General features: G+C 74.5%; 17 protein-coding genes and 1 riboswitch. Of the genes, 11 read left to right on the top strand and 6 right to left on the bottom strand.

From position 1 onward, the window contains the following. Positions 1 to 23: 23 nt before the first annotated feature. The 3 genes from H2O74_RS08060 (at position 24) to H2O74_RS08050 (ending at position 3,239) form a co-directional block, all read left to right on the top strand. The gene (locus H2O74_RS08060) at positions 24 to 1,097 is read left to right on the top strand and encodes an App1 family protein (protein ID WP_182113903.1); all 1,074 of its coding nucleotides are present in this window, start codon (positions 24 to 26) and stop codon (positions 1,095 to 1,097) included. Positions 1,098 to 1,179: 82 nt separating this feature from the next. After that, a complete protein-coding gene (locus H2O74_RS08055; RefSeq protein ID WP_182113902.1) occupies positions 1,180 to 1,677 on the top strand; it encodes a GNAT family N-acetyltransferase in 498 nt (165 codons plus the stop codon). 137 nt (positions 1,678 to 1,814) lie between these two features. Continuing rightward, on the top strand, positions 1,815 to 3,239 hold the full coding sequence (locus H2O74_RS08050; protein ID WP_182113901.1) for an HNH endonuclease signature motif containing protein: 1,425 nt from the start codon (positions 1,815 to 1,817) through the stop codon (positions 3,237 to 3,239). Positions 3,240 to 3,306: 67 nt separating this feature from the next. Here the strand turns inward: H2O74_RS08050 and H2O74_RS08045 are convergent, their stop codons facing one another. Together H2O74_RS08045 and H2O74_RS08040 are read right to left on the bottom strand one after the other, a co-directional pair. Further along, a complete protein-coding gene (locus H2O74_RS08045) occupies positions 3,307 to 4,374 on the bottom strand; it encodes a low specificity L-threonine aldolase (RefSeq protein WP_255491860.1) in 1,068 nt (355 codons plus the stop codon). 13 nt (positions 4,375 to 4,387) lie between these two features. Further along, positions 4,388 to 5,698: a DUF6421 family protein gene (locus tag H2O74_RS08040; RefSeq protein WP_182114154.1), complete on the bottom strand. Its 1,311-nt coding sequence runs from the start codon at positions 5,696 to 5,698 to the stop codon at positions 4,388 to 4,390. 677 nt (positions 5,699 to 6,375) lie between these two features. Here H2O74_RS08040 and H2O74_RS08035 point away from each other — a divergent pair. Both H2O74_RS08035 and H2O74_RS08030 read left to right on the top strand, forming a co-directional pair. Then, positions 6,376 to 7,893, top strand: a complete 1,518-nt coding sequence (locus H2O74_RS08035; RefSeq protein WP_182113900.1) for an SDR family oxidoreductase — start codon at positions 6,376 to 6,378, stop codon at positions 7,891 to 7,893. A 290-nt stretch (positions 7,894 to 8,183) separates the two neighbouring features. After that, positions 8,184 to 9,965, top strand: a complete 1,782-nt coding sequence (locus H2O74_RS08030) for a DEAD/DEAH box helicase (RefSeq protein WP_182114152.1) — start codon at positions 8,184 to 8,186, stop codon at positions 9,963 to 9,965. A gap of 27 nt (positions 9,966 to 9,992) precedes the next feature. On the opposite strand, the gene H2O74_RS08025 is transcribed toward H2O74_RS08030, so the two are convergent. The 4 genes from H2O74_RS08025 to H2O74_RS08010 form a co-directional block, all read right to left on the bottom strand. After that, positions 9,993 to 10,655 carry a DUF305 domain-containing protein gene (locus tag H2O74_RS08025; protein WP_182113899.1) on the bottom strand — a complete coding sequence of 221 codons (663 nt, stop codon included), beginning with the start codon at positions 10,653 to 10,655 and terminating at the stop codon, positions 9,993 to 9,995. A 23-nt stretch (positions 10,656 to 10,678) separates the two neighbouring features. Beyond that, positions 10,679 to 11,311, bottom strand: a complete 633-nt coding sequence (locus H2O74_RS08020) for a DUF3105 domain-containing protein (protein ID WP_182113898.1) — start codon at positions 11,309 to 11,311, stop codon at positions 10,679 to 10,681. Positions 11,312 to 11,361: 50 nt separating this feature from the next. After that, on the bottom strand, positions 11,362 to 11,991 hold the full coding sequence (locus tag H2O74_RS08015; protein ID WP_182113897.1) for a PilZ domain-containing protein: 630 nt from the start codon (positions 11,989 to 11,991) through the stop codon (positions 11,362 to 11,364). 61 nt (positions 11,992 to 12,052) lie between these two features. Next, positions 12,053 to 12,601, bottom strand: coding sequence for a cob(I)yrinic acid a,c-diamide adenosyltransferase (locus tag H2O74_RS08010; protein WP_182113896.1), 549 nt, complete (start codon positions 12,599 to 12,601; stop codon positions 12,053 to 12,055). Between the two features lie 73 nt (positions 12,602 to 12,674). Next, positions 12,675 to 12,750, top strand: a riboswitch (cobalamin riboswitch). Positions 12,751 to 12,854: 104 nt separating this feature from the next. Here H2O74_RS08010 and H2O74_RS08005 point away from each other — a divergent pair. The 6 genes from H2O74_RS08005 (at position 12,855) to H2O74_RS07980 (ending at position 21,032) form a co-directional block, all read left to right on the top strand. After that, positions 12,855 to 13,574, top strand: coding sequence for a hypothetical protein (locus tag H2O74_RS08005; protein WP_182113895.1), 720 nt, complete (start codon positions 12,855 to 12,857; stop codon positions 13,572 to 13,574). Positions 13,575 to 13,582: 8 nt separating this feature from the next. Next, positions 13,583 to 14,656, top strand: coding sequence for an energy-coupling factor transporter transmembrane component T (locus H2O74_RS08000; RefSeq protein WP_182113894.1), 1,074 nt, complete (start codon positions 13,583 to 13,585; stop codon positions 14,654 to 14,656). Further along, positions 14,653 to 16,413 carry an ABC transporter ATP-binding protein gene (locus H2O74_RS07995; protein ID WP_182113893.1) on the top strand — a complete coding sequence of 587 codons (1,761 nt, stop codon included), beginning with the start codon at positions 14,653 to 14,655 and terminating at the stop codon, positions 16,411 to 16,413. The genes H2O74_RS08000 and H2O74_RS07995 overlap by 4 nt, the downstream gene beginning before the upstream one ends. After that, entirely contained in the window at positions 16,410 to 17,294 is an 885-nt protein-coding gene (locus H2O74_RS07990) for an ECF transporter S component (RefSeq protein ID WP_255491859.1), read from the top strand. The genes H2O74_RS07995 and H2O74_RS07990 overlap by 4 nt, the downstream gene beginning before the upstream one ends. A 424-nt stretch (positions 17,295 to 17,718) precedes the next feature. After that, positions 17,719 to 20,634, top strand: coding sequence for a vitamin B12-dependent ribonucleotide reductase (locus tag H2O74_RS07985; protein WP_182113892.1), 2,916 nt, complete (start codon positions 17,719 to 17,721; stop codon positions 20,632 to 20,634). 104 nt (positions 20,635 to 20,738) lie between these two features. Beyond that, positions 20,739 to 21,032 carry a hypothetical protein gene (locus tag H2O74_RS07980; protein ID WP_182113891.1) on the top strand — a complete coding sequence of 98 codons (294 nt, stop codon included), beginning with the start codon at positions 20,739 to 20,741 and terminating at the stop codon, positions 21,030 to 21,032. The last annotated feature ends 49 nt before the right edge of the window (positions 21,033 to 21,081 follow it).

Raw genomic sequence — 21,081 nt, 5'->3', positions numbered from 1 at the left:
GTCCGATGCCAGACTCGTGACGCGTGAGCAACCAGACCGGCAGCAGCCGCCCCCACCGTGCCGCACGCCTCGAGGACCGGCTGAACGGCTTCCTCGTGGACCAGCTCGACCACCGGGGGTGGGTGCCGCGCATCGAGCCCTACACCGGCTACGGCGCACCCGGGTGGGTCCGGATCATGGCGCGCGCGCTCCTCGCCCCGCCCGGGACGACGGCCGGCGAGGCCACCGAGCGCGATCCCGAGTCGGCCCAGCGCGCGGTCCGCGGCTGGCGGTCCTTCCTCACGGCCCAGGTCGCGGACGTCGAGGTCGAGGTGCAGGTCGGCAGCCGGACGCACACGGTGCGCTCGGACCGCGGCGGCTACGTCGACACCGTCGTCGAGGCGGACCTCGAGCCCGGCTGGGGCCAGGCGACGCTCACCCTCGGCGGCCGCAGCATCACGGCGCCCCTGCTCATCGTCGGTGCGGACCAGCGCACCGCGCTCGTGAGCGACATCGACGACACCGTCATGGTCACCGCGCTCCCCCGGCCCATGCTCGCCGCGTACAACAGCATGGTGCTGCACGAGAACGCGCGGCGCGTCGTGCCGGGCATGTCCGCGTTCTACCGGCGGTGGGGCGCCGCGAACCCCGGCGCGCCGACCTTCTACCTCTCGACCGGTGCGTGGAACGTCGCGCCCGCGATCCGCCGGTTCCTCGAGCGCCACGGGTACCCGTCGGGTCCGCTGCTGCTGACCGACTGGGGCCCGACCAACACGGGCTGGTTCCGCAGCGGGCAGCACCACAAGCGCGAGACGCTCCGCCGCCTGATGACGGAGTTCCCGCACATCCGGTGGGTGCTCGTGGGCGACGACGGCCAGCACGACCCGCAGATCTACGGCGACATCGCCGCGGAGCACCCGGACCGGGTCGAGCTCATCGCGATCCGGCAGCTGACCCCGGCGGAGCAGGTCCTCGCGCACGGCACCCCGACGCCGGCCGAGGACGACGACCTCGGTCGGCGTGGCGACACGGCCGCCGTCGTACACGGCGGGGACGGCAACGAGATCGCGCTGAAGCTGGTGGACGCGGGCCTGCTGCCCGCGGCCGGGCAGGGCTGACGGCGCACGCCTCCGGGTGGTCGCGTGGCCGCCTCTGGGATATCGCGTGGCCGCGCGTCTTTGCCCTCTCTAGTGTCACGGGATGACGCCTGCTGTGACCGTGCGGCCCGCGGTGGTCGCCGACGCCCCCGAGATGGCGCGTGTGCACGTCGACTCCTGGCGCCAGACCTACCGCGGACTCATGCCGGACTCGGTGCTGGACGACCCGGAGCTCCTCCGGAGGCGCGAGCACTTCTGGACCGTCGGCCTCACCGACGAGCGCTACCGCGGCAACCGCGTCGCCGTGTCGGAGATCGACGGCGCGGTCGTCGGCATCGCGATGTCCGGACCGGCCCGCGACCCGGACGCCACCTGGAGCCGACAGCTGTTCGTGCTCTACGTGGATGCCGCGCACCACGGCTCAGGTGCCGGCGCGGCGTTGCTGGACGCGGTCCTGGACCCCGACGAGGGCGTCGCCGCCTGGGTGGCGGACCCCAACCCGCGCGCGCAGGCCTTCTACCGCAAGCACGGCTTCGCGCCCGACGGGCGGAGCACGACGGAGATGGACGTGCGGCAGGTGCGGTTCGTGCGCGGCGTGTGACGGGCGCTCCTGCCGGCCGACGAGGGCTGTGCGCGGCCGGGTCGGTTGTGTCCGGATCTCGGGCGGCGCATGGTGCGTGTCGGTGGCCATTAGTACACTAGTTCGATCAGGGGCGAACCGGTGCACAGGGGGTCGAGATGGGCGAGGCGGGTGGGATCGGGGTCGAGGGCCTCGACGCGCTGCTCGCCCGGCTGCGTGCGGACGCCGCCGCGTTGGCGGGGATGGCGCTGGGTTCGCTGGAGGGGCCGCGGGCGGCCGCGGTGCGTAGGGACCTGCGGGTGGTCGGAGACCAGATCCACCTGGCTGCCTCGGTCCTGCTCGCAGCGGTGGAGGCGGACGGGCGCTGGGCGCTAGGTGGGGCGGACCGCACGGTGGCGGGGCACGTCGCGCGCCGTGAGGGCATCGCCTACGGGGACGCGGCCCGCCAGGCCCAGCTCGGCCGGGCCATGGGCGAACTGCCCGTGGTGCGCGAGGCGGTGGCGTCCGGGGAGATCACCCGGGGTCACGCCGAGGCGTTGAGCCGGCTGGTGTCCTCCCCCGCCCGGCGCGCCGCCTTGGCCAGCGACCTGCCCGACCGCAATGAGGCGTTCTTCGTCGAGCAGGCCAAACGCCTGGGTGTCGACGAGTTCCGCCGCCTGACCAGTCGCATGGCCACGAAGCTCGACGACCAGGCCGCCGAGCGTGAGCACCGCCAGGCCGTCGCCCGCCAGCGCCTGACCTTGACCCCGCGCGGGGACGGCGTCACGGTCGCGGGGTTCCTCACCCACGAGAACGGTCAGCTCCTGGCCACCGCCGTCCGATCCATCGCCGGCGTGCCCGCGAAAGACGACCAGCGACCCGTTGAGCAGCGCCAGGCCGAAGCCCTGGTCGACCTCGCCCGGCTGGTCCTGGACCAGGGCCTGACCGGTGTCGGGGCCCAGGTTCGCCCGCACCTGAACGTCCACGTCTCCTGGGACACCTTCCAACGCCTGGCCACCGACGCGGCCGCCCGCGACGGCGACGGCGCACCCGCCCGGCGCACCGGGCTCGAAACCGATCTCCTCGACCCCGCCGAGCTCGACTCCGGCGACCCGGTCCCGCCCTCGGTCCTGGCGCGCATCGCCTGCGACTCCGAGGTCACTCGGATCGTGTTCGGACCCGACCGGCAGATCCTCAACGTCGGCCAAACCCGACGCACCTACACCAAACAACTCCGCCGCGCGGTCATCGCCCGCGACCGGCACTGCCAGTACCCCGGATGCACCGCACGACCCGCCCTGGGCGACATCCACCACATCCGGTGGTGGTCACGCGGCGGCGACACCTCCACCGACAACGGCGTCCTGTTGTGCTGGCACCACCACGACCACGTCCACACCCACGACCTACGGATCACCCGAGTCCCGCACGGGTTCGAGTTCCGACACCCCGACGGCCGACCCGCTGTCCTGCCCGAGCACGCACCCGGCGCGCCACCGGGCCGCATCGCCGTCGATGCCCCGGACAGAGGGGCGAGCGGGCCTCCGGGCGAGAACGTGGGGCTCTTCGACGAGACGACGTTCGTCGACGCGCCGGCCGCATGAGCCGAACGGCCCGGCGAGGTGGGAGGGGAATGCCCGGTGCCGGGGCTCGCCCTTGCTCCCGAGCGCCTCAGCCGGCGGGCTGGTCCTCGCGGGCGAGCTCCTCGCGGAGCGCGGTGGCGAACGCGTCGACGTCGGCCTCGGTGGTGTCGAAGGCGCACATCCACCGCACCTCGCCGCGCGCGCGGTTCCAGTCGTAGAAGCGGAAGCGCTCACGGAGCCGGTCGGCCGCGCCGACCGGCAGCGCCGCGAACACCGCGTTCGACTCGACGCGCTGGACGACCTCGACGCCCGGCAGCGGCACGACCGCATCACGCAGGCGCAGCGCCATCGCGTTCGCGTGCTGCGCGGACCGCAACCACAGGTCGCCCTCGAGCAGGGCCACGAGCTGCGCGGAGAGGAAGCGCATCTTGGAGCCCAGCTGCATGTTCATCTTGCGCAGGTAGGGCAGCCCCTGCGCGGCCTCCGGGTTCAGGACGACGACGGCCTCGGCGCCGAGCAGGCCGTTCTTCGTCCCGCCGAACGAGAGCACGTCCACGCCGACGTCCGTCGTGAGCGCCCGCAACGGCACGCCGAGCGTCGCGGCGGCGTTGGCCAGCCGCGCGCCGTCGAGGTGGACCCGCATGCCGAGCGAGTGGGCGTGGTCGCACAGGGCGCGCAGCTCGTCGGGCGTGTAGCAGGTGCCGAGCTCCGTCGTCTGGGTGAGCGAGACGACGAGCGGCTGTGCCCGGTGCTCGTCGCCCCAGCCCCACGCCTGCCGGTCGACGAGCTCGGGCGTCAGCTTGGCGTCCGGCGTCGGCACCGTGAGGAGCTTGATGCCCGCGACGCGCTCGGGCGCGCCGTTCTCGTCCGTGTGGATGTGGGCGTTCTCGCTGCACACCACCGCGCCCCACGGCGGCAGCATGGCCTGGAGCGACAGCACGTTCGCGCCGGTCCCCGTGAACACCGGGAAGACCTCGACCTCGCGCCCGAGGTGGGCCGCCATGACCTCCCGCAGGCGCGCGGTGTAGACGTCCTCGCCGTAGGAGACCTGGTGTCCCCCGTTGGCGTCGACGAGGGCCTGCAGGATCTCGGGGTGGGCGCCGGCGTAGTTGTCGGACGCGAAGCTCGTGGCGGCGGGGTCGTGCAGCGTGGTCACGCGGTGAATCCTCTCACCGCCCCGTGATGCCCGCGGTCGAGCCCACCACGTCGCCGATGCGCCGCGTCAGGGCCTCGTAGAACATCGACAGCGGGAACTCGTCCGGCAGCACCGCGTCCGTGAGGCCCTTGAGGGGGCCGTCGAGCGGCAGCGCGTCGGCGCCCTTCGCCCAGGTGGACGACGGGTGCGGCGTGAGGGTGGCGGAGACGAGCCCGTACGCGGCGAGCCAGTGCGACACCTTGGGCCGGTCGATCGAGCGCCAGTACAGGTCCTCGATCTCGCGGCCGAGCGCGAGCACCACGTCCGGCAGGCCCTCCCAGTCGATCGAGAGCCGGTTGTCCGTCCAGTGCAGGACGTGGTGCTGGTGCAGCCACGCGAACAGCAGCTGCCCGCCCAGGCCGTCGTAGTTCCGCACCCGGCTGCCGGTGATCGCGAACCGGAAGATGCGGTCGAAGACGACCGCGTACTGCACGAGGCGGGCGTGCGGCACCTCGTCCTGCAGGCGCACCGCCTCCCGGAAGGCGACGAGGTCGCAGCGCAGCTCCTCGAGCGCGTAGAGGAAGTACGGCATCCGCTGCTTGATCATGAACGGGTCGAACGGCAGGTCCCCGCGCATGTGGGTGCGGTCGTGGATGAGGTCCCACATGACGAAGGTCTCCTCGGCCAGGCGCTGGTCCGCCAGGAGCCGGGCCGCGTCCGGCGGCAGCGACAGCCGCGTCGTCTCCGCCGCCGCCCGGACCACCCGCCGGAAGCGCGCCGCCTCGCGGTCCGCGAAGATCGCGCCCCACGTGAACGTGGGCACCGCGCGCATCGCGACCGTCTCGGGGAAGAGCACCGCCGAGTTGGTGTCGTACCCCGCCGTGAAGTCGACGAAGCGGATGGGCACGAACATCGCGTTCGAGTAGTCCCCCGCCTCGAGCTCGGCGACGAACTCCGGCCACACCACCTCGACGAGCACCGCCTCGAGGTGCCGGTCCGGGCTGCCGTTCTGCGTGTACATCCCGAAGACCACGAGGTGCTGGAGCCCGTCGATCCGGTGCCGCTGCGGCTGGAAGGCGACGAGCGAGTCGAGGAAGTCCGGCACGAGGAAGCCGCCGTCGGCCCAGCGGGCCAGGTCGACGTCGAGGGCCGCCAGGTAGTCGTCGTCGTGCGGGAACCATGGGCGCAGCGCGGCGACCGCGGCGCGGACGGCGTCGACGGCGGCGCGGGCGGTCGCGTGGTCCGCGGCCTGCGGCACGGATCCGTCCGCGGCCTGGACCGCCTGGAGCGAGGCCACCGCGGCCTTGAGGCGCTGCCACGCCGGATCGGCGACCGCGCCGGACAGGGCCGCCGCGGGCGCGAGCGGCGCCGGCTCGGGCGCGCACCACGCGCTGAGGTTGCGCAGCAGCGCCGCGGCCGAGGCGCCCGGCGTCAGGTCGGCGGCCACGACCGCGGTGCGGCCGTGCTCGCCCTCGGCAAGGACCCCGCAGACGGCCCCCGCGGACGTCCGGACGAAGGGGGCGGCCGTCCCGGTCACGCCCAGGTGGGCGCCCAGCGTGCCCTCCAGGTCGCCGACCCAGGCCCCGAGGTCCTGGTCGGTGACACCGGCCGCCGCGTCGAGCCGCAAGGGGCCCGGCTGGGGCGGGACGGGCACGACGTCGATGCCGCGCGCGGCCAGCAGCGCGACGACCTCGGGGTGCCAGGGGTCCGCCCCGACGACCAGCAGCCCGGCGCCGCGGCCCAGCCGCGTCGCCACCTCACCGTCCGGCGCCCGTCCGGGGCCCAGGACGACGACGTCCGGAACCGCGGCCTGCGAGCTGTCGGTGCTGGTCGTGGCGGCCATGGTGCTCCTCACCGGGTGGTGGTGCAGGACGGGTGCTCGTGCAGCGTGACACCGCTGGGTTACTGGTGGGTAACGGCACGCTAGGGGCGCGGGATCGGGGGGTCAACGATGCGGTGCGTACAGTTGTCCGGGCGCTCTCCGGCCGATCCGGGCGCCGCCACCGACCGAGGACCACCGCCGTGCAGCGCACCACCACCCCCACCACGTCCCCCGCGACCCCGTCCGCGAGCTCCCCCGACGCGATCGAGCCCACCGAGCTCGCCGCGTGCCTCGACGTGCTCCGGCGTGCGGAGCAGCTCCCCGAGGACCACCCGGACGCCCTCGCGCTGCGACGCGCCACCGCCCGCCTCTTCAAGGCGGTGAAGAAGCAGCGGCGCCTGGACCGCCGCGCCGCCGTGAGCGCGCAGGACGCCGCCGTCGTGGCCGCGACCGCCACGGGCAGCCCGCAGCGCATCGACGACGAGACGGCCGGCCTGCCGCTCGTGTCCCAGACCCGCGGCGCGAGCGCCGGCACCCTGCTGCGACCGCGCGCCTGCTACATCTGCAAGGAGCTGTACAGCCAGGTCGACGCGTTCTACCACCAGCTGTGCCCGCAGTGCGCCGCCCTCAACCACGCCAAGCGCGACGCGCGCACCGACCTCACCGGGCGCCGCGCGCTGCTCACCGGCGGCCGCGCCAAGATCGGCATGTACATCGCCCTGCGGCTGCTGCGCGACGGTGCCCACACCACCATCACGACCCGGTTCCCCCGCGACGCCGTGCGCCGGTTCTCCTCCATGCCCGACGCGCACGAGTGGATCGACCGCCTCACGGTCGTCGGCATCGACCTGCGCGACCCGGCGCAGGTCGTCGCCCTCGCCGACGAGGTGGCCGCGGCGGGTCCGCTCGACGTGCTGATCAACAACGCGGCGCAGACGGTGCGCCGGTCCGCCGGCTCCTACGCACCGCTCGTCGAGGCCGAGAGCGCGCCGCTGCCCGACGGCCCCCTCCCGCGCCTGGTGACCTTCGACCACGCCAGCGACGCGCACCCGGCAGCCCTCGTGCGCTCGGTCGGCACCACCGCCGTGGCCCACCACGACGACGACACCAGCACCACCGAGGGGGCCGACCGGCTCACCGCCGCGGCGCTGCGGGCCGGCTCGACGTCGCTCGAGCGCCTCACGAGCGGCGCGAGCGGGACCATCGACGCGGGCGGCCTCCTGCCGGACCTGCACGACACCAACAGCTGGGTCGCCACGGTCGACCAGGTGGACCCCCTCGAGATGCTCGAGGTCCAGCTCTGCAACGAGACGGCGCCGTTCATCCTCGTCAGCCGCCTGCGTCCCTCGCTCGCGGCCTCGCCCGCGCGCCGGACGTACATCGTCAACGTCTCCGCCATGGAGGGCGTCTTCTCCCGCGGCTACAAGGGCCCCGGGCACCCGCACACCAACATGGCCAAGGCCGCGGTCAACATGCTGACGCGCACGAGCGCCGCCGAGCTCGCGCGGGACGGCATCCTCATGACCAGCGTCGACACGGGCTGGATCACGGACGAGCGCCCGCACCCCACGAAGGTGCGCCTCGCCACGGAGGGCTTCCACGCCCCGCTCGACCTCGTCGACGGCGCCGCGCGGGTCTACGACCCGATCGTGCGCGGCGAGGCCGGCGAGGACGTCTACGGCGTCTTCCTCAAGGACTACAAGCCCGCGGGCTGGTAAGGGTGGGCACAACCCCGGAGGCTTGTGTCGTCGGGGGTGGCGGGCGTCACGGCCGCGAACCCGGACGCCGCGCCGGTCGACCGGTAGGGTGGACCGCGAATCCCCAGGAGCACGTCGCCCTTCCCTGTGTGTGACCGCCGACATCGGCGGCTGTGTGCAGCCGGCCCAGAGCCGGCCGATCGAGAGTTCGGGACAGCGACGGACGGCCCCGCCGACACGGCGAGGCACCGCCTGGACCCACCTCGACCGATGCGGACACCGTGACCACGACTGCCTCCTCGCTGCCTGCCATGCCCTCGAACGCCCCGGCAGCCCCCTCCGAGTCGCGCGAGCTCGACCTCGTCGACCTCGGCCTGCCCGAGCCGCTCCTGCGCGCGGTGCTCGACCTCGGCTTCACGCGCCCCACGCCGATCCAGCAGGCAGCCATCCCCGCCCTGCTCGCCGGGCGCGACATCACGGGCGTCGCCCAGACCGGCACGGGCAAGACGGCGGCGTTCGGCCTGCCCCTCCTCGCGGCGGTCGACCCGGACCTCGGCCAGGTGCAGGGCCTCGTCCTGGCCCCCACCCGCGAGCTCGCCATGCAGGTGGCCGATGCGCTCGAGACCTTCGCCAAGCACCTGCCGGGCGTGAGCGTCGTCGCCGTCTACGGCGGCTCGCCCTTCCTCCCGCAGCAGCGCGCCCTGGCCCGCGGCGCCCAGATCGTCGTCGGCACGCCGGGCCGCGTGATCGACCACCTCGAGCGCCGCACGCTGCGGCTCGACGCGATCAACTTCCTCGTCCTGGACGAGGCGGACGAGATGCTCCGCATGGGCTTCGCGGAGGACGTCGACAACATCTTCGCCCGCGCCCCCAAGGAGCGTCAGGTCGCGCTGTTCTCCGCGACGATGCCGCCGCCGATCGTCCGCGTCGCCGCGCAGCACCTCAAGGACCCGGTGCAGATCGCCACGTCGCGCCAGGCGTCGACCGTCGCGAACGTCAAGCAGACCTTCGCCGTCGTGCCCTTCCGCCACAAGATCGGCGCCCTCGCCCGCGTCCTCGCGACGTCGGACGCGGACGCCGCGATCGTCTTCACCCGCACCCGGGGCGCCGCCGAGGAGGTGGGCGTGGCGCTCGCCGAGCGCGGCATCTCCGCCGCGACCATCTCGGGCGACGTCGCGCAGAAGGACCGGGAGAAGCTCGTCGAGCGCCTGCGCTCCGGCAGCCTCGACGTGCTGGTGGCGACCGACGTCGCCGCGCGCGGCCTCGACGTGGAGCGCGTCGGTCTCGTCGTGAACTTCGACGTCCCGACCGAGCCGGAGGCCTACGTCCACCGCATCGGGCGCACCGGCCGCGCCGGGCGCACCGGCACCGCGCTGACCTTCGTCACCCCCAACGAGCAGGGCCGGCTCCGCGCGATCGAGCGGACCACGCGTCAGCGCCTCGAGGAGGCCTCCATCCCGACGCCCGCCGACGTCTCGGCGCACCGCGTCGCCAAGATCCTCGGGCGCACGGGCGAGCGCATCGAGGCCGGCCGCCTGGACATGTACCGCACGGCGGTCCGCGAGTTCCTCGCGACGTCGGACGTCGACGCGGCCGAGCTCGCCGCCGTCCTGGCCGCGCTGGCCGTCGGCGACGAGGGCCCCATGCCCGCCGACGAGATCGAGGCCGCGCCGCTGCAGCAGGCACGCGGCGCGCGCAGCGACGACGGACGGGTCTCCTTCACGAGCGAGGAGCGGGCGCGCACGGCCTCCCTGCGGCCCACGCGCGGCACCCGGTACCGGGTCGCGGTCGGCCACACCCACGGCGCCCGCCCGGAGGCGATCGTCGGTGCCCTGACCGGCGAGGGCGGCCTCAGCGGCAAGGACCTCGGCAAGATCGACATCTTCGCGAGCTTCAGCCTCGTGGAGATCGACGCCACCCTCTCCCCCGAGGCGTTCCGCCGCATCGGCGGCGCGCGCGTCGCCGGCCGGCCGCTGCGCATCGCCGTGGACGAGGGCCCGCGTGTGCGGTCCGCTGCCCGGGCCACGGCGCACCCCGGCACCAAGCACTCGGGTCCGCGTCGCCCCGCCCCGGCGCGCGCGCCGCGGGTCTGAGCGCCGGGCGGACGTCGCCGGCCGACCCTAGAGGTCGGCCGGCGGCCCGCCCCGCTCGTCGAGCATCTGCTCGAGGAGCGTGATCTCGGCCGCCTGGGACGCGACCACGGCCTCGGCCAGTCGGCGGACCTGCGGCTGCGTCGCGCGCTCCGTGGCGACCTCGGCCATCGCGACGCCGCCCCGGTGGTGCGGGATCATCAGCGCGAGGAAGAGCCGGTCCGCCTCCGCGCCGTCGGCCGCCTCGAGCCGCGCCAGCTGGTCGGAGGTCACCAGGCCCGGCATCCCGCCGTCGGCGGACTGCCCGCCGTGCTCGTGGTCGCCCGCCCACGCCATCGGCGGCGCGCTCGACGTCGGGCTCAGGCCCCACGTCGCGAGCCAGCCGAACATCTGCCCCTGCTGGTGCCCCTGCGTGACGAGGATGTCGAGCGCCAGCTGCCGGACGGCAGGGTCCTGGCTGCGGTCGCGGACCAGCACCGCCATCTCGACGGCCTGCCCGTGGTGCACCGACATGTCGCGAGCGAACCCCGCGTCCACCGAGCCCTCCACGGGCGCGGCCGGGCGCAGCAGCGAGCCGCCCGCGAGCAGGCCGATCGCGGCGCCCGCGGCGAGGGCCACCACGGCGACGGCGACCAGGACGACGCGGCCCACGCCAGCACGCGCGGGCGCGGCCGCGGGCGCGTCAGCACTCACGATCAGCACTCACGATCCGGCGCTCACGCGCCCATGCCGCCCGTGCACGCGGCGCCGGGCTCGAGGGTCTGCGGCCCCTGCAGGTACTTGGTGAGGAAGACGCCGACCCGCTCGTCCGAGGCCGAGTCGACCTCGAGCTGCAGCCCCCAGGCCGAGAGGGTGACGGGCGCGGCGACGTCGTCGCGCGGGCTCACCAGCACGTAGGGGTGACGATCGGCGAGCGCCTCGAGCTGGGCGACCTCGTCGCCGGCCAGGTCGGGCGCGTAGGTGATCCAGACCGCGCCGTGCTCGAGCGAGTGGACCGCGTACTCCTCGACCACCGGCTCGGAGTAGAAGCCGCAGTTCTGCCACGTCGGGTGGTGGTCGCCGCCGACGGGGGGCGACTGCTCGTACTCGACGTCCTCCTGGACGTGGTTCGCGGAGGGCACCTCCACCTCCGCGATGCCCTCGATCGGGCGGTTCGCCGCCGCCTCGACCTCGGACTGGCGCCGCTGCTCACCGGAGATCAGGACGATCGCCGGGACGATGAGCGCCAGGGCCACCACCACCGAGATCCCGATGATCAGGCCGTTGCGACGGCGCTCGGCGCGGCGCTGCTGCTCCTGGAGGGCGGCGAGCTGGGCGCGCCGGTCGTCTCGGGTGGATGCCTTGCTCACGTCGCTCCTGGGGCCGGCTCGGTCGTTGACGCGTCAGAATACGTGACGCGTCAACGATCTTCGGCGGCGCGCTGCGCCAGGAGCCGGCGCTGCTCCTCGAGCACGAAGCGGAACAGCTCGTCGGTCTCCCGCTCGGAGACGTCGACGAGACGGCAGCCCACGGCCGTGGCGCCGCCGATCTCGTGGCCTCGCAGGACCTCGAGCTGCAGGTCGAGGGGCACACGCGTGGCGTCGAGGCGGAAGGTGAAGCGGGTGCCCTGGTCCAGCGGTTCCGCGAGACGCACCCGGACGCCGGTGGCGCTGACGTCGATGAGGACGCCCTGGACGTCCGGCTCGGCGTCCTCACCGGTGCGCGCGGGAGGCCCGACGGGGTGCAGGGTGACCGGGATGCTGGTCGGGACGCGGACGGCGGAGCGCATCTGCACGGTCTCGCGCAGGACGAGGTCGCAGAGCTCGACCCGTCGCTCACCGGAGGCGACGACGACGGCGTCGAAGGTGCAGGCACCGCGCACGGAGCTGAGGACCTCGAGGAGCACGGCGTCGCCGTCCTGGATCCAGCCGCCCGCCTCGTGGTCGACCTCCACCTCGGCGCCTGTGCCCCAGTGCTCACGCACGAAGCCCTGGACGAGCAGCTCGCCCTCGGTGGTGCGGATGCGGCACGGGTCCAGCTCGAACGCCACGCGACCCCCTCGCTGCGCCGCGGAGGCGCCGGCGCGCCTCGGTCGGCGCCGACTCTAGTGGTCAGTCGTGGCTCGCCGCCTCGTCCACGCCACGGGCGGCGTAGCGCGCGAGCACGAACACCAGGTCCGAGAGCCGGTTCAGGTACTGCAGCACGAGCGGGCTGACCCGGTGACCCGCGTCCTGGGCGCGCACCACGTTGCGCTCCGCGCGCCGCACCACCGTGCGCGCGTGGTCGATCGCCGCGGCCAGGGGCGTCGCGCCCGGCACGACGAAGACGGGGCGCAGGGGGTGCTCGCGGACGAGCTCGTCGATCAGCCCTTCGACGCGGTCGACCATCTCCTGGGTCACGAGCGAGATGCCGGGCTGCAGCCGGTCCCGGTGGGCGGGGTTCGTCGCGAGGTCCGCGGCCGCCACGAAGAGCTCGCGCTGGCGCTCGAAGAGGAGGGTCGCGAGGCGTTCCTCGGTGCACGCCGCGCGCGCGACGCCGAGCAGCGAGACGGCCTCGTCGACGTCGCCGTAGGCGTCCACCAGCACGTCCGCCTTGGAGACGCGGCTCCCGAGGAAGAGGCCCGTCGTGCCGTCGTCGCCGACCTTGGTGTAGATGCGCATCCGTCGATCCTGCCGGAGGCGAGGCGGTACCGTGTGCAGGCCGCCACCAGGCGGTGCACGACGTCCTGCAGCCAGGGGAAGCCGGTCCGAGTCCGGCGCTGACCCGCAACCGTAGGTCGGACCACGCGGTCCGGCGAGCCGGAGCACCTGGTGCAGGCCGAGAGGCTCCACCCGTCGAGGCATACGGGACGGAGCCCGGTCGCCTCCCTGGAGCGTGCCGGGTCCGTCACGGACCACTCAGGAAGAAGGCACCATGACCACCCTCGCCCGCTCCGGCGCGCCCCACGTCCTCCCACGCCGGCACGCCGCCCGCGCGGCGGCAACCGGCTCCGTGCTGCTCGGCACGGCCCTTGCCGGCCTGCTCGGCGCCGCGTCCGCGTCGGCCGTCGCACCGACGGCGCTCCCTGCGGGGGCGTGCACCGACGACACGGGCATCACGGTCGTCGTCGACAAGACCGACCTCGGCGGCGAGGTCGAGGTCGGCTGCGCCCCGCAGGCCGCGACCGGCACGGAGGCGCTCCAGGCGGCCGGCTTCACCGACACGCGCGACGCCGCGACGATGATCTGCGCGATCGACGGCCTCCCGGACCCCTGCCCGACCGAGTTCACCGGCTCGTACTGGGCCTACTGGACGGCCTCGGCCGACGGCGGCTGGGAGCAGGCCCAGGTGGGCTCCGACCAGGCGGTCCCCGCGCCGGGCGGCATCGAGGGCTGGCGGTACAACGACGGCGCCGAGCCCCCGACGCTCGCCCCGGCGGACGCCGCGACCGCCGACGACGCCGCGGACGCCGTGGACGACGGCGCCTCGGTCACCACGACGCAGGGCGAGCCGGCGCAGGACGAGGGTGCCGGCGACGGGTCCGGCGTCCCGCCGACCGTCGTGGCCGGGATCGGGGTCGTCGCCGTCCTCGGCGCCGCGGCGTTCGTGGTCGCGCGCCGGCGCTCGCCGCACGGTCCCGCCGGCCAGGACTGACCACGACGATGCACCCGCTCGCCTGGTGGGCGTGGGCTCTGGGGCTCGCGGTCGCCGCGACGCGCACCACCAACCCGCTCGTGCTCGGGCTGGTGCTGGCCGCCGTCGTGCTCGTGGTCGTGGCGCGGCGGGAGGACGCGCCCTGGGCGCGCGCCTTCCGCGGCTACCTCCTGCTCGGCGGGTGCATCGTCGCCGCCCGCGTCCTGTTCTACGTCGTGGTCGGCATCAAGGCGCCGGGCCCGGTGCTCCTGGACCTGCCGCGCCTGGCGCTGCCCGGCTGGGCCGTCAACGTGGAGCTGCTCGGGCCGATCACGCTCACGGGCCTCCTCACGGCCGGGTACGCCGGGCTGCGCCTCGCGACGCTCGTCGTGTGCGTCGGGGCGGCGAACGCCCTCGCCAACCCGCGCCGTGCCCTGCGTTCGCTGCCCGCGGCGCTGCACCAGGTCGGCACGGCCGTCGTCATCGCCGTGAGCGTCACGCCCGCGCTCGTGGCGTCGGCGGCCTCGGTGCGCCGGGCGCTGCGCCTGCGGGGCCACGACGCGCGCGGGCTGCGAACGCTCGCGCGTACCGCGGTCCCCGTGCTCGCGGACGCGCTCGACCGGGCCATCGCGCTCGCCGCCTCCATGGACTCGCGGGGGTACGCGCGGGCGGTGGCCGGCACCAGCGACCGGCGGGTGTCCGGGCTGCTGCTCCTCTCGCTGGTCGCCGCGGCGGTCGGCACCTACGGGCTCCTGGACGGCACCTCGCCCCCGTGGCTCGGGGTCCCGGTGCTCGCGGCCGGCGCCGTGACCGCGACCGTCGGTGGCGTGCTCGCCGGCCGCCGCGTCTCGCGCACCCGCTACCGCCCCGACCCGTGGCGGACCCCGGAGACGCTCGTCGCGGGCTGCGGGCTCCTGGCCGCTGCCGTCCTCGTCGCCGTGACGGCGAGCGACCCCTCGGCGCTCGACCCCTCGCTGCAGCCGCTCGGCTGGCCCGCGCTGCCTCCCGTCGCGCTGCTGTGCGCCGCCCTGGCCGCAGCGCCCGCCGTCCTGGGGACCACCGCGCGGGACGCCCGCCCCGTCGCCGGCACGGTGACCCCGTGATCCGGCTCGACGGCGTCACCGTCACCTACCCCGGGGCCTCGCGCCCGAGCCTCGTCGACGTCGACCTGAGCGTCGGCGAGGGCGAGCTCTGCCTCGTCGTGGGGCCCACCGGCGCCGGCAAGTCGACGCTCCTGCGCGCCGTCGCCTCGCTCGTCCCGCACTTCACCGGCGGCCTGCTCGAGGGCACGGTCGTCGTGGCGGGCCGGGACACGCGCACGCACCTCCCGCGCGACCTGGCGGACGTGGTGGGCGTCGTCGTCCAGGACCCCGCGACCGGCTTCGTCACCGACACGGTCGAGGAGGAGCTGGCCTACGGCATGGAGCAGCTCGGCGTGCCGCCGGAGGTGATGCGCCGCCGCGTCGAGGAGGTGCTGGACCTGCTGGGGCTGGCTCCCCTGCGCGCGCGCCCGCTCGCCGACCTCTCCGGTGGGGAGCAGCAGCGCGTCGCGATCGGCGCCGTCCTGACGAGCAACCCGCGCGTGCTGGTGCTCGACGAGCCGACGTCGGCCCTCGACCCGACGGCGGCCGAGGAGGTGCTCGCGGCGCTCACCCGCCTCGTGCACGACCTCGGCCTGACGGTCCTGCTCGCGGAGCACCGGCTCGAGCGCGTGGTGCAGTACGCGGACCGCGTCGTGCTCGTCTCCCCCGACGGCACCGTCACCGACGGGCGACCGCAGGACGTGCTGCCCGGCTCGCCCGTCGCGCCCCCCGTCGTCGAGCTGGCGCAGGTCGCCGGGTGGTCGCCGGTGCCGCTGTCCGTGCGCGACGCGCGGCGGCTCGCGGCACCCCTGCGCGAGCGGCTCCTCGACGCGGAGCCGGGGCTCGCGGCCGGCACGCCCGCGGCGGCGCCCCCCGCCACGCCGGCGGCGCCGCTCCTGGAGGCCCGGGCGCTCGAGGTGCGCCACGGCGCCACCCGCGCCGTGCGCGGGGTCGACCTGCAGGTGCGGCCCGGCGAGGTGCTCGCGGTGATGGGGCGCAACGGCGCGGGCAAGACGTCGCTGCTGTGGGCGCTGCAGGGCTCGGGGCGGCGCTCGGGCGGCACCGTCGTGGTGCACGTCCCGGCGCCGGGCGAGGCGCCGGCAGACCGGCCGGACCCCGCCCGCGCGACCGACCGGGCCGCGCGGCCCACCGGCCCGGGCAGGTTCCTGCCCTGGCGGGCACGACGGCCGGTGGCCGTCGCGGGGAGCGCCGACCCCGCGCTCCTGGCCCCGGCCGCCGCGCGGGCCCTGGTCGGGCTCGTGCCGCAGGACCCCGCCCAGCTCCTCTACCTCGAGACCGTGGCGGCGGAGTGCGCCGCGGCCGACCGCGAGTCCGGCGCCGAGCCGGGCACCACCGCAGCGCTGCTGGCCGGCCTGGCGGGCACCGTCCCGGCGGACGCCCACCCGCGCGACCTCTCCGAAGGTCAGCGCCTGGCGCTGGTCCTCGCGGTCCAGCTCGCGGCACGCCCGCGCGTGCTGCTCCTCGACGAGCCGACGCGCGGGCTGGACTACGCGGCCAAGGCGAGGCTCTCGGTGGCCCTGCGGGCGCACGCCGACGCGGGCGGCGCGGTGGTGCTCTCGAGCCACGACGTGGAGTTCGTCGCCGAGGCGGCCGACCGCGTCGTCGTGCTCGCCGCGGGCGAGGTCGTCACCGACGGGCCGGCGCGTGACGTGCTCGTCGCCTCCCCCACGTTCGCGCCGCAGGTCGCCAAGGTGCTGCACCCGGTGGGCCTCCTCACGGTGGGTGCGGTCAGCGCCACGCTCGGGGCGGTCCCGTGAGCGCGCCGACCGCCGCGGTGCGCCGCGCCGCGCCCGCGGTCGACGTGGCCGCGCTGCCGCTCGGGCCCCGCACCCGCCTCGCGCTGGGGCTGGCCACGCTCGCCGGGATCCTCGCGTTCGGCTGGCCGCTCGTGCTGCAGCCCGGCAGCGGGCTCGAGCACAGCACCGACGCCCCGCTCGTCCTGGCGGTGGTGCTCGTGGCGGTGGTCGCCGTCGTGCTCGTGGCCCTCAGCGAGGGCGGGCTCGACGTCAAGGCCGTCGCGGTGCTGGGGCTGCTGTCGGCGGTGGGCTCCGTGCTGCGGCCGCTCTCGGCCGGCACCGCCGGCGTCGAGCTGGTGTTCGTCGTCATCGTGCTGGGCGGGCGCGTCTTCGGGCCCGGCTTCGGCTTCGCGCTCGGCTCCACGACGATCCTCGCCTCGGCGCTGCTGACCGGCGGGGTCGGGCCGTGGATGCCGTTCCAGATGCTCGGGGCCTCGTGGATCGGGCTCGGCGCCGGGCTGCTGCCCCGGCGCGTGCGGGGCGCGCGCGAGATCGCCCTGCTGGTCGCGTACGGCGCCGTCGCGGCGTTCGCCTTCGGCCTCGCGATGAACCTGTCCTTCTGGCCGTTCGGCGTCGGGACCGGCACGGGGATCTCCTTCGTCGCGGGCGACCCCGTGCTGGAGAACCTGCGCCGGTTCGGGCTCTTCACGCTCGCCACCTCCCTGGGCTGGGACGTGGGACGCGCCCTGACGACGGCGCTCGCGCTGGCCCTCGTCGCACGGCCCACGCTGGTCGCGCTGCGCCGCACCGCGGCGCGGGCGGCGTTCGCGCCGCGCCGCGCCGCTCCCGCACCCGACCCCGCCGTCGTCCCGTCCCCCGGAGCCCGACACGCCGAGCGGTGAGACACGCCGGGCGCTCAGGATCACCCCCACGGCCTACGTCCATCATCGACAGCGCCCTGGCCTGCGGCTTCGTCGCGCCCGGCGCGGCCGCGGCGTCATGGCCCGCAGATTCACCGCCCGTGGCACTACATCTAGTGGTTCCACGGTTGTAAGTTAGGCACCTGTAGTGGTGAGCGGCCAAAACTGTGCATGAACCTGTGCATGACCCTGTGCAGGACGCGCCCCCGCTGTGGACCGGCGCCAGGACCCACCACCCGCGACGCAGCACGGCCAGCACGACCACCACCGCACGACGACACGACGAGCACGGCACGACGAGCAGCACGCGCGACGAGCAGCACGGCGAGCACGGCACGACCACCTGGGACAGCGAGCCCCGAACACCCGCGCGAGCGCCACCCGGCACCCCGCTGAAGGAGAAGTCATGACAGAGACGTCGGAGTCCACCGGCAAGGCGGGCGCCCGCGGGACCCGCGGACGCAAGAACGGCCTCGTGGTCGAGCGCGTGTTCACCACGCCCGGGGTCCACCCGTACGACGAGGTCGAGTGGGACCGTCGCGACGTCGTGCAGACGAACTGGAAGAGCGGCGAGACGATCTTCGAGCAGAAGGGCGTCGAGTTCCCGGCGTCGTGGTCGCTCAACGCGACCACGATCGTCACGACCAAGTACTTCCGCGGCGCCGTCGGCTCCTCGCAGCGCGAGTGGAGCCTCAAGCAGCTCATCGACCGGGTGGTGCTGACCTACACCAAGGCCGGCCGCGAGTTCGGCTACTTCGCGACCGACGAGGACGCGACGGTCTTCGAGCACGAGCTGACGTGGATGCTGCTGCACCAGGTCTTCTCGTTCAACTCCCCGGTGTGGTTCAACGTCGGCACGCCGTCGCCGCAGCAGGTGAGCGCGTGCTTCATCCTCGCCGTCGACGACACCATGGACTCGATCCTCAACTGGTACCGCGAGGAGGGGATGATCTTCAAGGGTGGCTCGGGCGCCGGCCTGAACCTCTCCCGCATCCGCTCCTCCAAGGAGCTGCTGTCCTCGGGCGGCACCGCGAGCGGCCCCATCTCCTTCATGCGCGGCGCGGACGCGTCCGCGGGCACCATCAAGTCGGGCGGCGCCACGCGCCGCGCCGCCAAGATGGTCGTGCTCGACGTCGACCACCCCGACATCGAGGAGTTCGTCGAGACCAAGGCGCGCGAGGAGCACAAGATCCGCGCGCTGCGCGACGCCGGCTTCGACATGGACCTCGGCGGCAAGGACATCGTCTCGGTCCAGTACCAGAACGCGAACAACTCGGTCCGCGTGAGCGACGAGTTCATGCAGGCGGTCGAGGACGGCGGCACCTTCGGGCTGCGCGCGCGTCAGGACAACCGCGTCATCGAGACGGTCGACGCCAAGGGCCTCTTCCGCAAGATCGCGAAGGCCGCCTGGGAGTGCGCCGACCCGGGCCTGCAGTACGACTCCACGATCAACGACTGGCACACGAGCCCGGAGTCCGGCCGCATCACCGCGTCCAACCCGTGCTCGGAGTACATGCACCTGGACAACTCCTCGTGCAACCTCGCCTCGCTCAACCTCCTGACGTTCCTCAGGGCCGACGACACGTTCGACGTCGAGCGCTTCGAGAAGGCGGTCGAGCTCGTCATCACGGCGATGGACATCTCGATCTGCTTCGCGGACTTCCCGACGGAGGCGATCGGCGACACGACGCGCAAGTTCCGCCAGCTCGGCATCGGCTACGCCAACCTCGGTGCGCTGCTCATGGCGACGGGGCACGGCTACGACTCGGACGGCGGGCGTGCGCTCGCCGCGTCGATCACCTCGCTCATGACGGGCACGGCCTACAAGCGCTCGGCCCAGCTCGCGGGCGTCGTGGGCCCGTACGAGGGCTACCGCCTCAACGAGGCCGGGCACAAGCGCGTCATGCGCAAGCACGCCGCGGCGAACGACGACATCCGCACGCTCGGCTCGATGGACGCCGGCATCCACGCCGCCGCGACCAAGGTCTGGGCCGAGGGCAACCGGATCGGCGAGACGAACGGCTGGCGCAACGCGCAGGCGTCGGTGCTCGCCCCGACCGGGACCATCGGCTTCATGATGGACTGCGACACCACGGGCGTGGAGCCGGACTTCTCGCTGGTGAAGTTCAAGAAGCTCGTCGGCGGCGGCTCGATGCAGATCGTCAACCAGACGATCCCGCGGGCGCTGCGCCGCATGGGCTACGCCGAGGAGACGGTCGAGGCGATCGTCGAGTACATCGCCGAGCACGGCCACGTCGTCGACGCCCCCGGCCTCAAGCCGGAGCACTACGAGGTGTTCGACTGCGCCATGGGCGAGCGCGCCATCTCCCCGATGGGGCACGTCCGGATGATGGCCGCGGTGCAGCCGTTCATCTCGGGCGCGATCTCCAAGACGGTGAACATGCCGGAGACGGCCACCGTCGAGGAGATCGAGGAGATCTACTTCAAGTCCTGGAAGATGGGCATCAAGGCGCTCGCCATCTACCGCGACAACTGCAAGGTCGGCCAGCCGCTCTCCGACGCCAAGGCCAAGGGCGCCGACTCGGCGGTCGAGGCGACGGCGGCGACGACGGTCGTCGAGGCCGCGCCCGCACGGGCCACGCGCAAGCGCCTGCCCCGCCAGCGCACGTCCCTGACGACGTCGTTCACGGTGGGCGGCGCCGACGGCTACATCACCGCGGGCTCGTACCCCGGCGACGGCCTCGGCGAGCTGTTCGTCAAGCTCGGCAAGCAGGGCTCGACCCTGGCGGGCGTCATGGACGCGTTCTCGATCGCGATCTCCGTCGCGCTGCAGTACGGCGTGCCGCTGGAGACGTACGTGCAGAAGTTCACCAACATGCGCTTCGAGCCGGCCGGCATGACGGACGACCCGGACATCCGCATGGCGCAGTCGATGATGGACTACATCTTCCGTCGCCTGGCGCTGGACTACCTGCCGTTCGAGACGCGCGCGTCGCTCGGCATCTACACGACGCAGGAGCGCACGCGTCAGCTCGAGACCGGGTCGTACGAGCCCGTCCCCAGCGACGCGTACGAGGCCCTGAACGAGCCGCCGTCGGCGTCGGACCTCGCCGAGTCGTCCGCACGTACCGCGGCGTCCGCGCCCGCCCCGGCACCGGCCCCCTCGGCACCCGCGCCGTCGGTCGCGGCGGCGTCGGTGGCCCCCGTGCCCGCGAGCGTGCACTCCTCCGCCGAGCTCATGGACCTCATGCAGGGCCGCGCGGCGGACGCGCCGCTGTGCATGAACTGCGGCATCAAGATGCGCCCGGCGGGCTCGTGCCACGTCTGCGAGGGCTGCGGCTCGACCAGCGGCTGCAGCTGACCGCTCGCTGAGCACCGGTGAGGGGCGCCGACCGTCGGGTCGGCGCCCCTCACGCGTGCCCGGCGGCTCTGGACATCCGCGCGGCGCCGGAGCATCGTGCGTCCATGGGAGACGTCGTCGCGGTGCCGCTACCGGGTGCCACCGCGCTGCCTGACCTGCGGGGTGAGCGCCGTGCCCTGCAGGTCACCTGGCACGAGGAGGACGCCGTCGTGGTGGTCAGCACGTGGCGCCAGGGCCAGTGCGTCGCGAGCGTCCGGCTCTCCGCCACCGAGGCGGCCGCCCTGGTCTCGGTCCTCGCCGACGGCCTCTCGCGCTGCCGCATCGACGCGCCGCCACCGGGCGGCGCGGGCCGGGATGCCGGCGTGCCGCCCGCGGGGGGCACGACGTCCGTCGGCTGACCTGCCCCGCGGTGCGGGCGCCGCCGGTTCCCTCATACGGGTGAACTCC

Source organism: Actinotalea sp. JY-7876 (genome assembly GCF_014042015.1).
Classification (GTDB): domain Bacteria; phylum Actinomycetota; class Actinomycetes; order Actinomycetales; family Cellulomonadaceae; genus Actinotalea.
This window is presented reverse-complemented; position numbering and strand designations above follow the sequence as displayed.

Excerpts from the sequence above, each read along its gene's own strand:
- H2O74_RS08055 (WP_182113902.1), top strand. The coding sequence starts at position 1,180 with ATGACGCCTGCTGTGACCGTGCGGCCCGCGGTGGTCGCCGACGCCCCC.
- H2O74_RS08050 (WP_182113901.1), top strand. The coding sequence starts at position 1,815 with ATGGGCGAGGCGGGTGGGATCGGGGTCGAGGGCCTCGACGCGCTGCTC.
- H2O74_RS08030 (WP_182114152.1), top strand. The coding sequence starts at position 8,184 with ATGCCCTCGAACGCCCCGGCAGCCCCCTCCGAGTCGCGCGAGCTCGAC.
- H2O74_RS08010 (WP_182113896.1), bottom strand. The coding sequence starts at position 12,601 with ATGCGCATCTACACCAAGGTCGGCGACGACGGCACGACGGGCCTCTTC.
- H2O74_RS08005 (WP_182113895.1), top strand. The coding sequence starts at position 12,855 with ATGACCACCCTCGCCCGCTCCGGCGCGCCCCACGTCCTCCCACGCCGG.
- H2O74_RS08000 (WP_182113894.1), top strand. The coding sequence starts at position 13,583 with ATGCACCCGCTCGCCTGGTGGGCGTGGGCTCTGGGGCTCGCGGTCGCC.
- H2O74_RS07985 (WP_182113892.1), top strand. The coding sequence starts at position 17,719 with ATGACAGAGACGTCGGAGTCCACCGGCAAGGCGGGCGCCCGCGGGACC.
- H2O74_RS07980 (WP_182113891.1), top strand. The coding sequence starts at position 20,739 with ATGGGAGACGTCGTCGCGGTGCCGCTACCGGGTGCCACCGCGCTGCCT.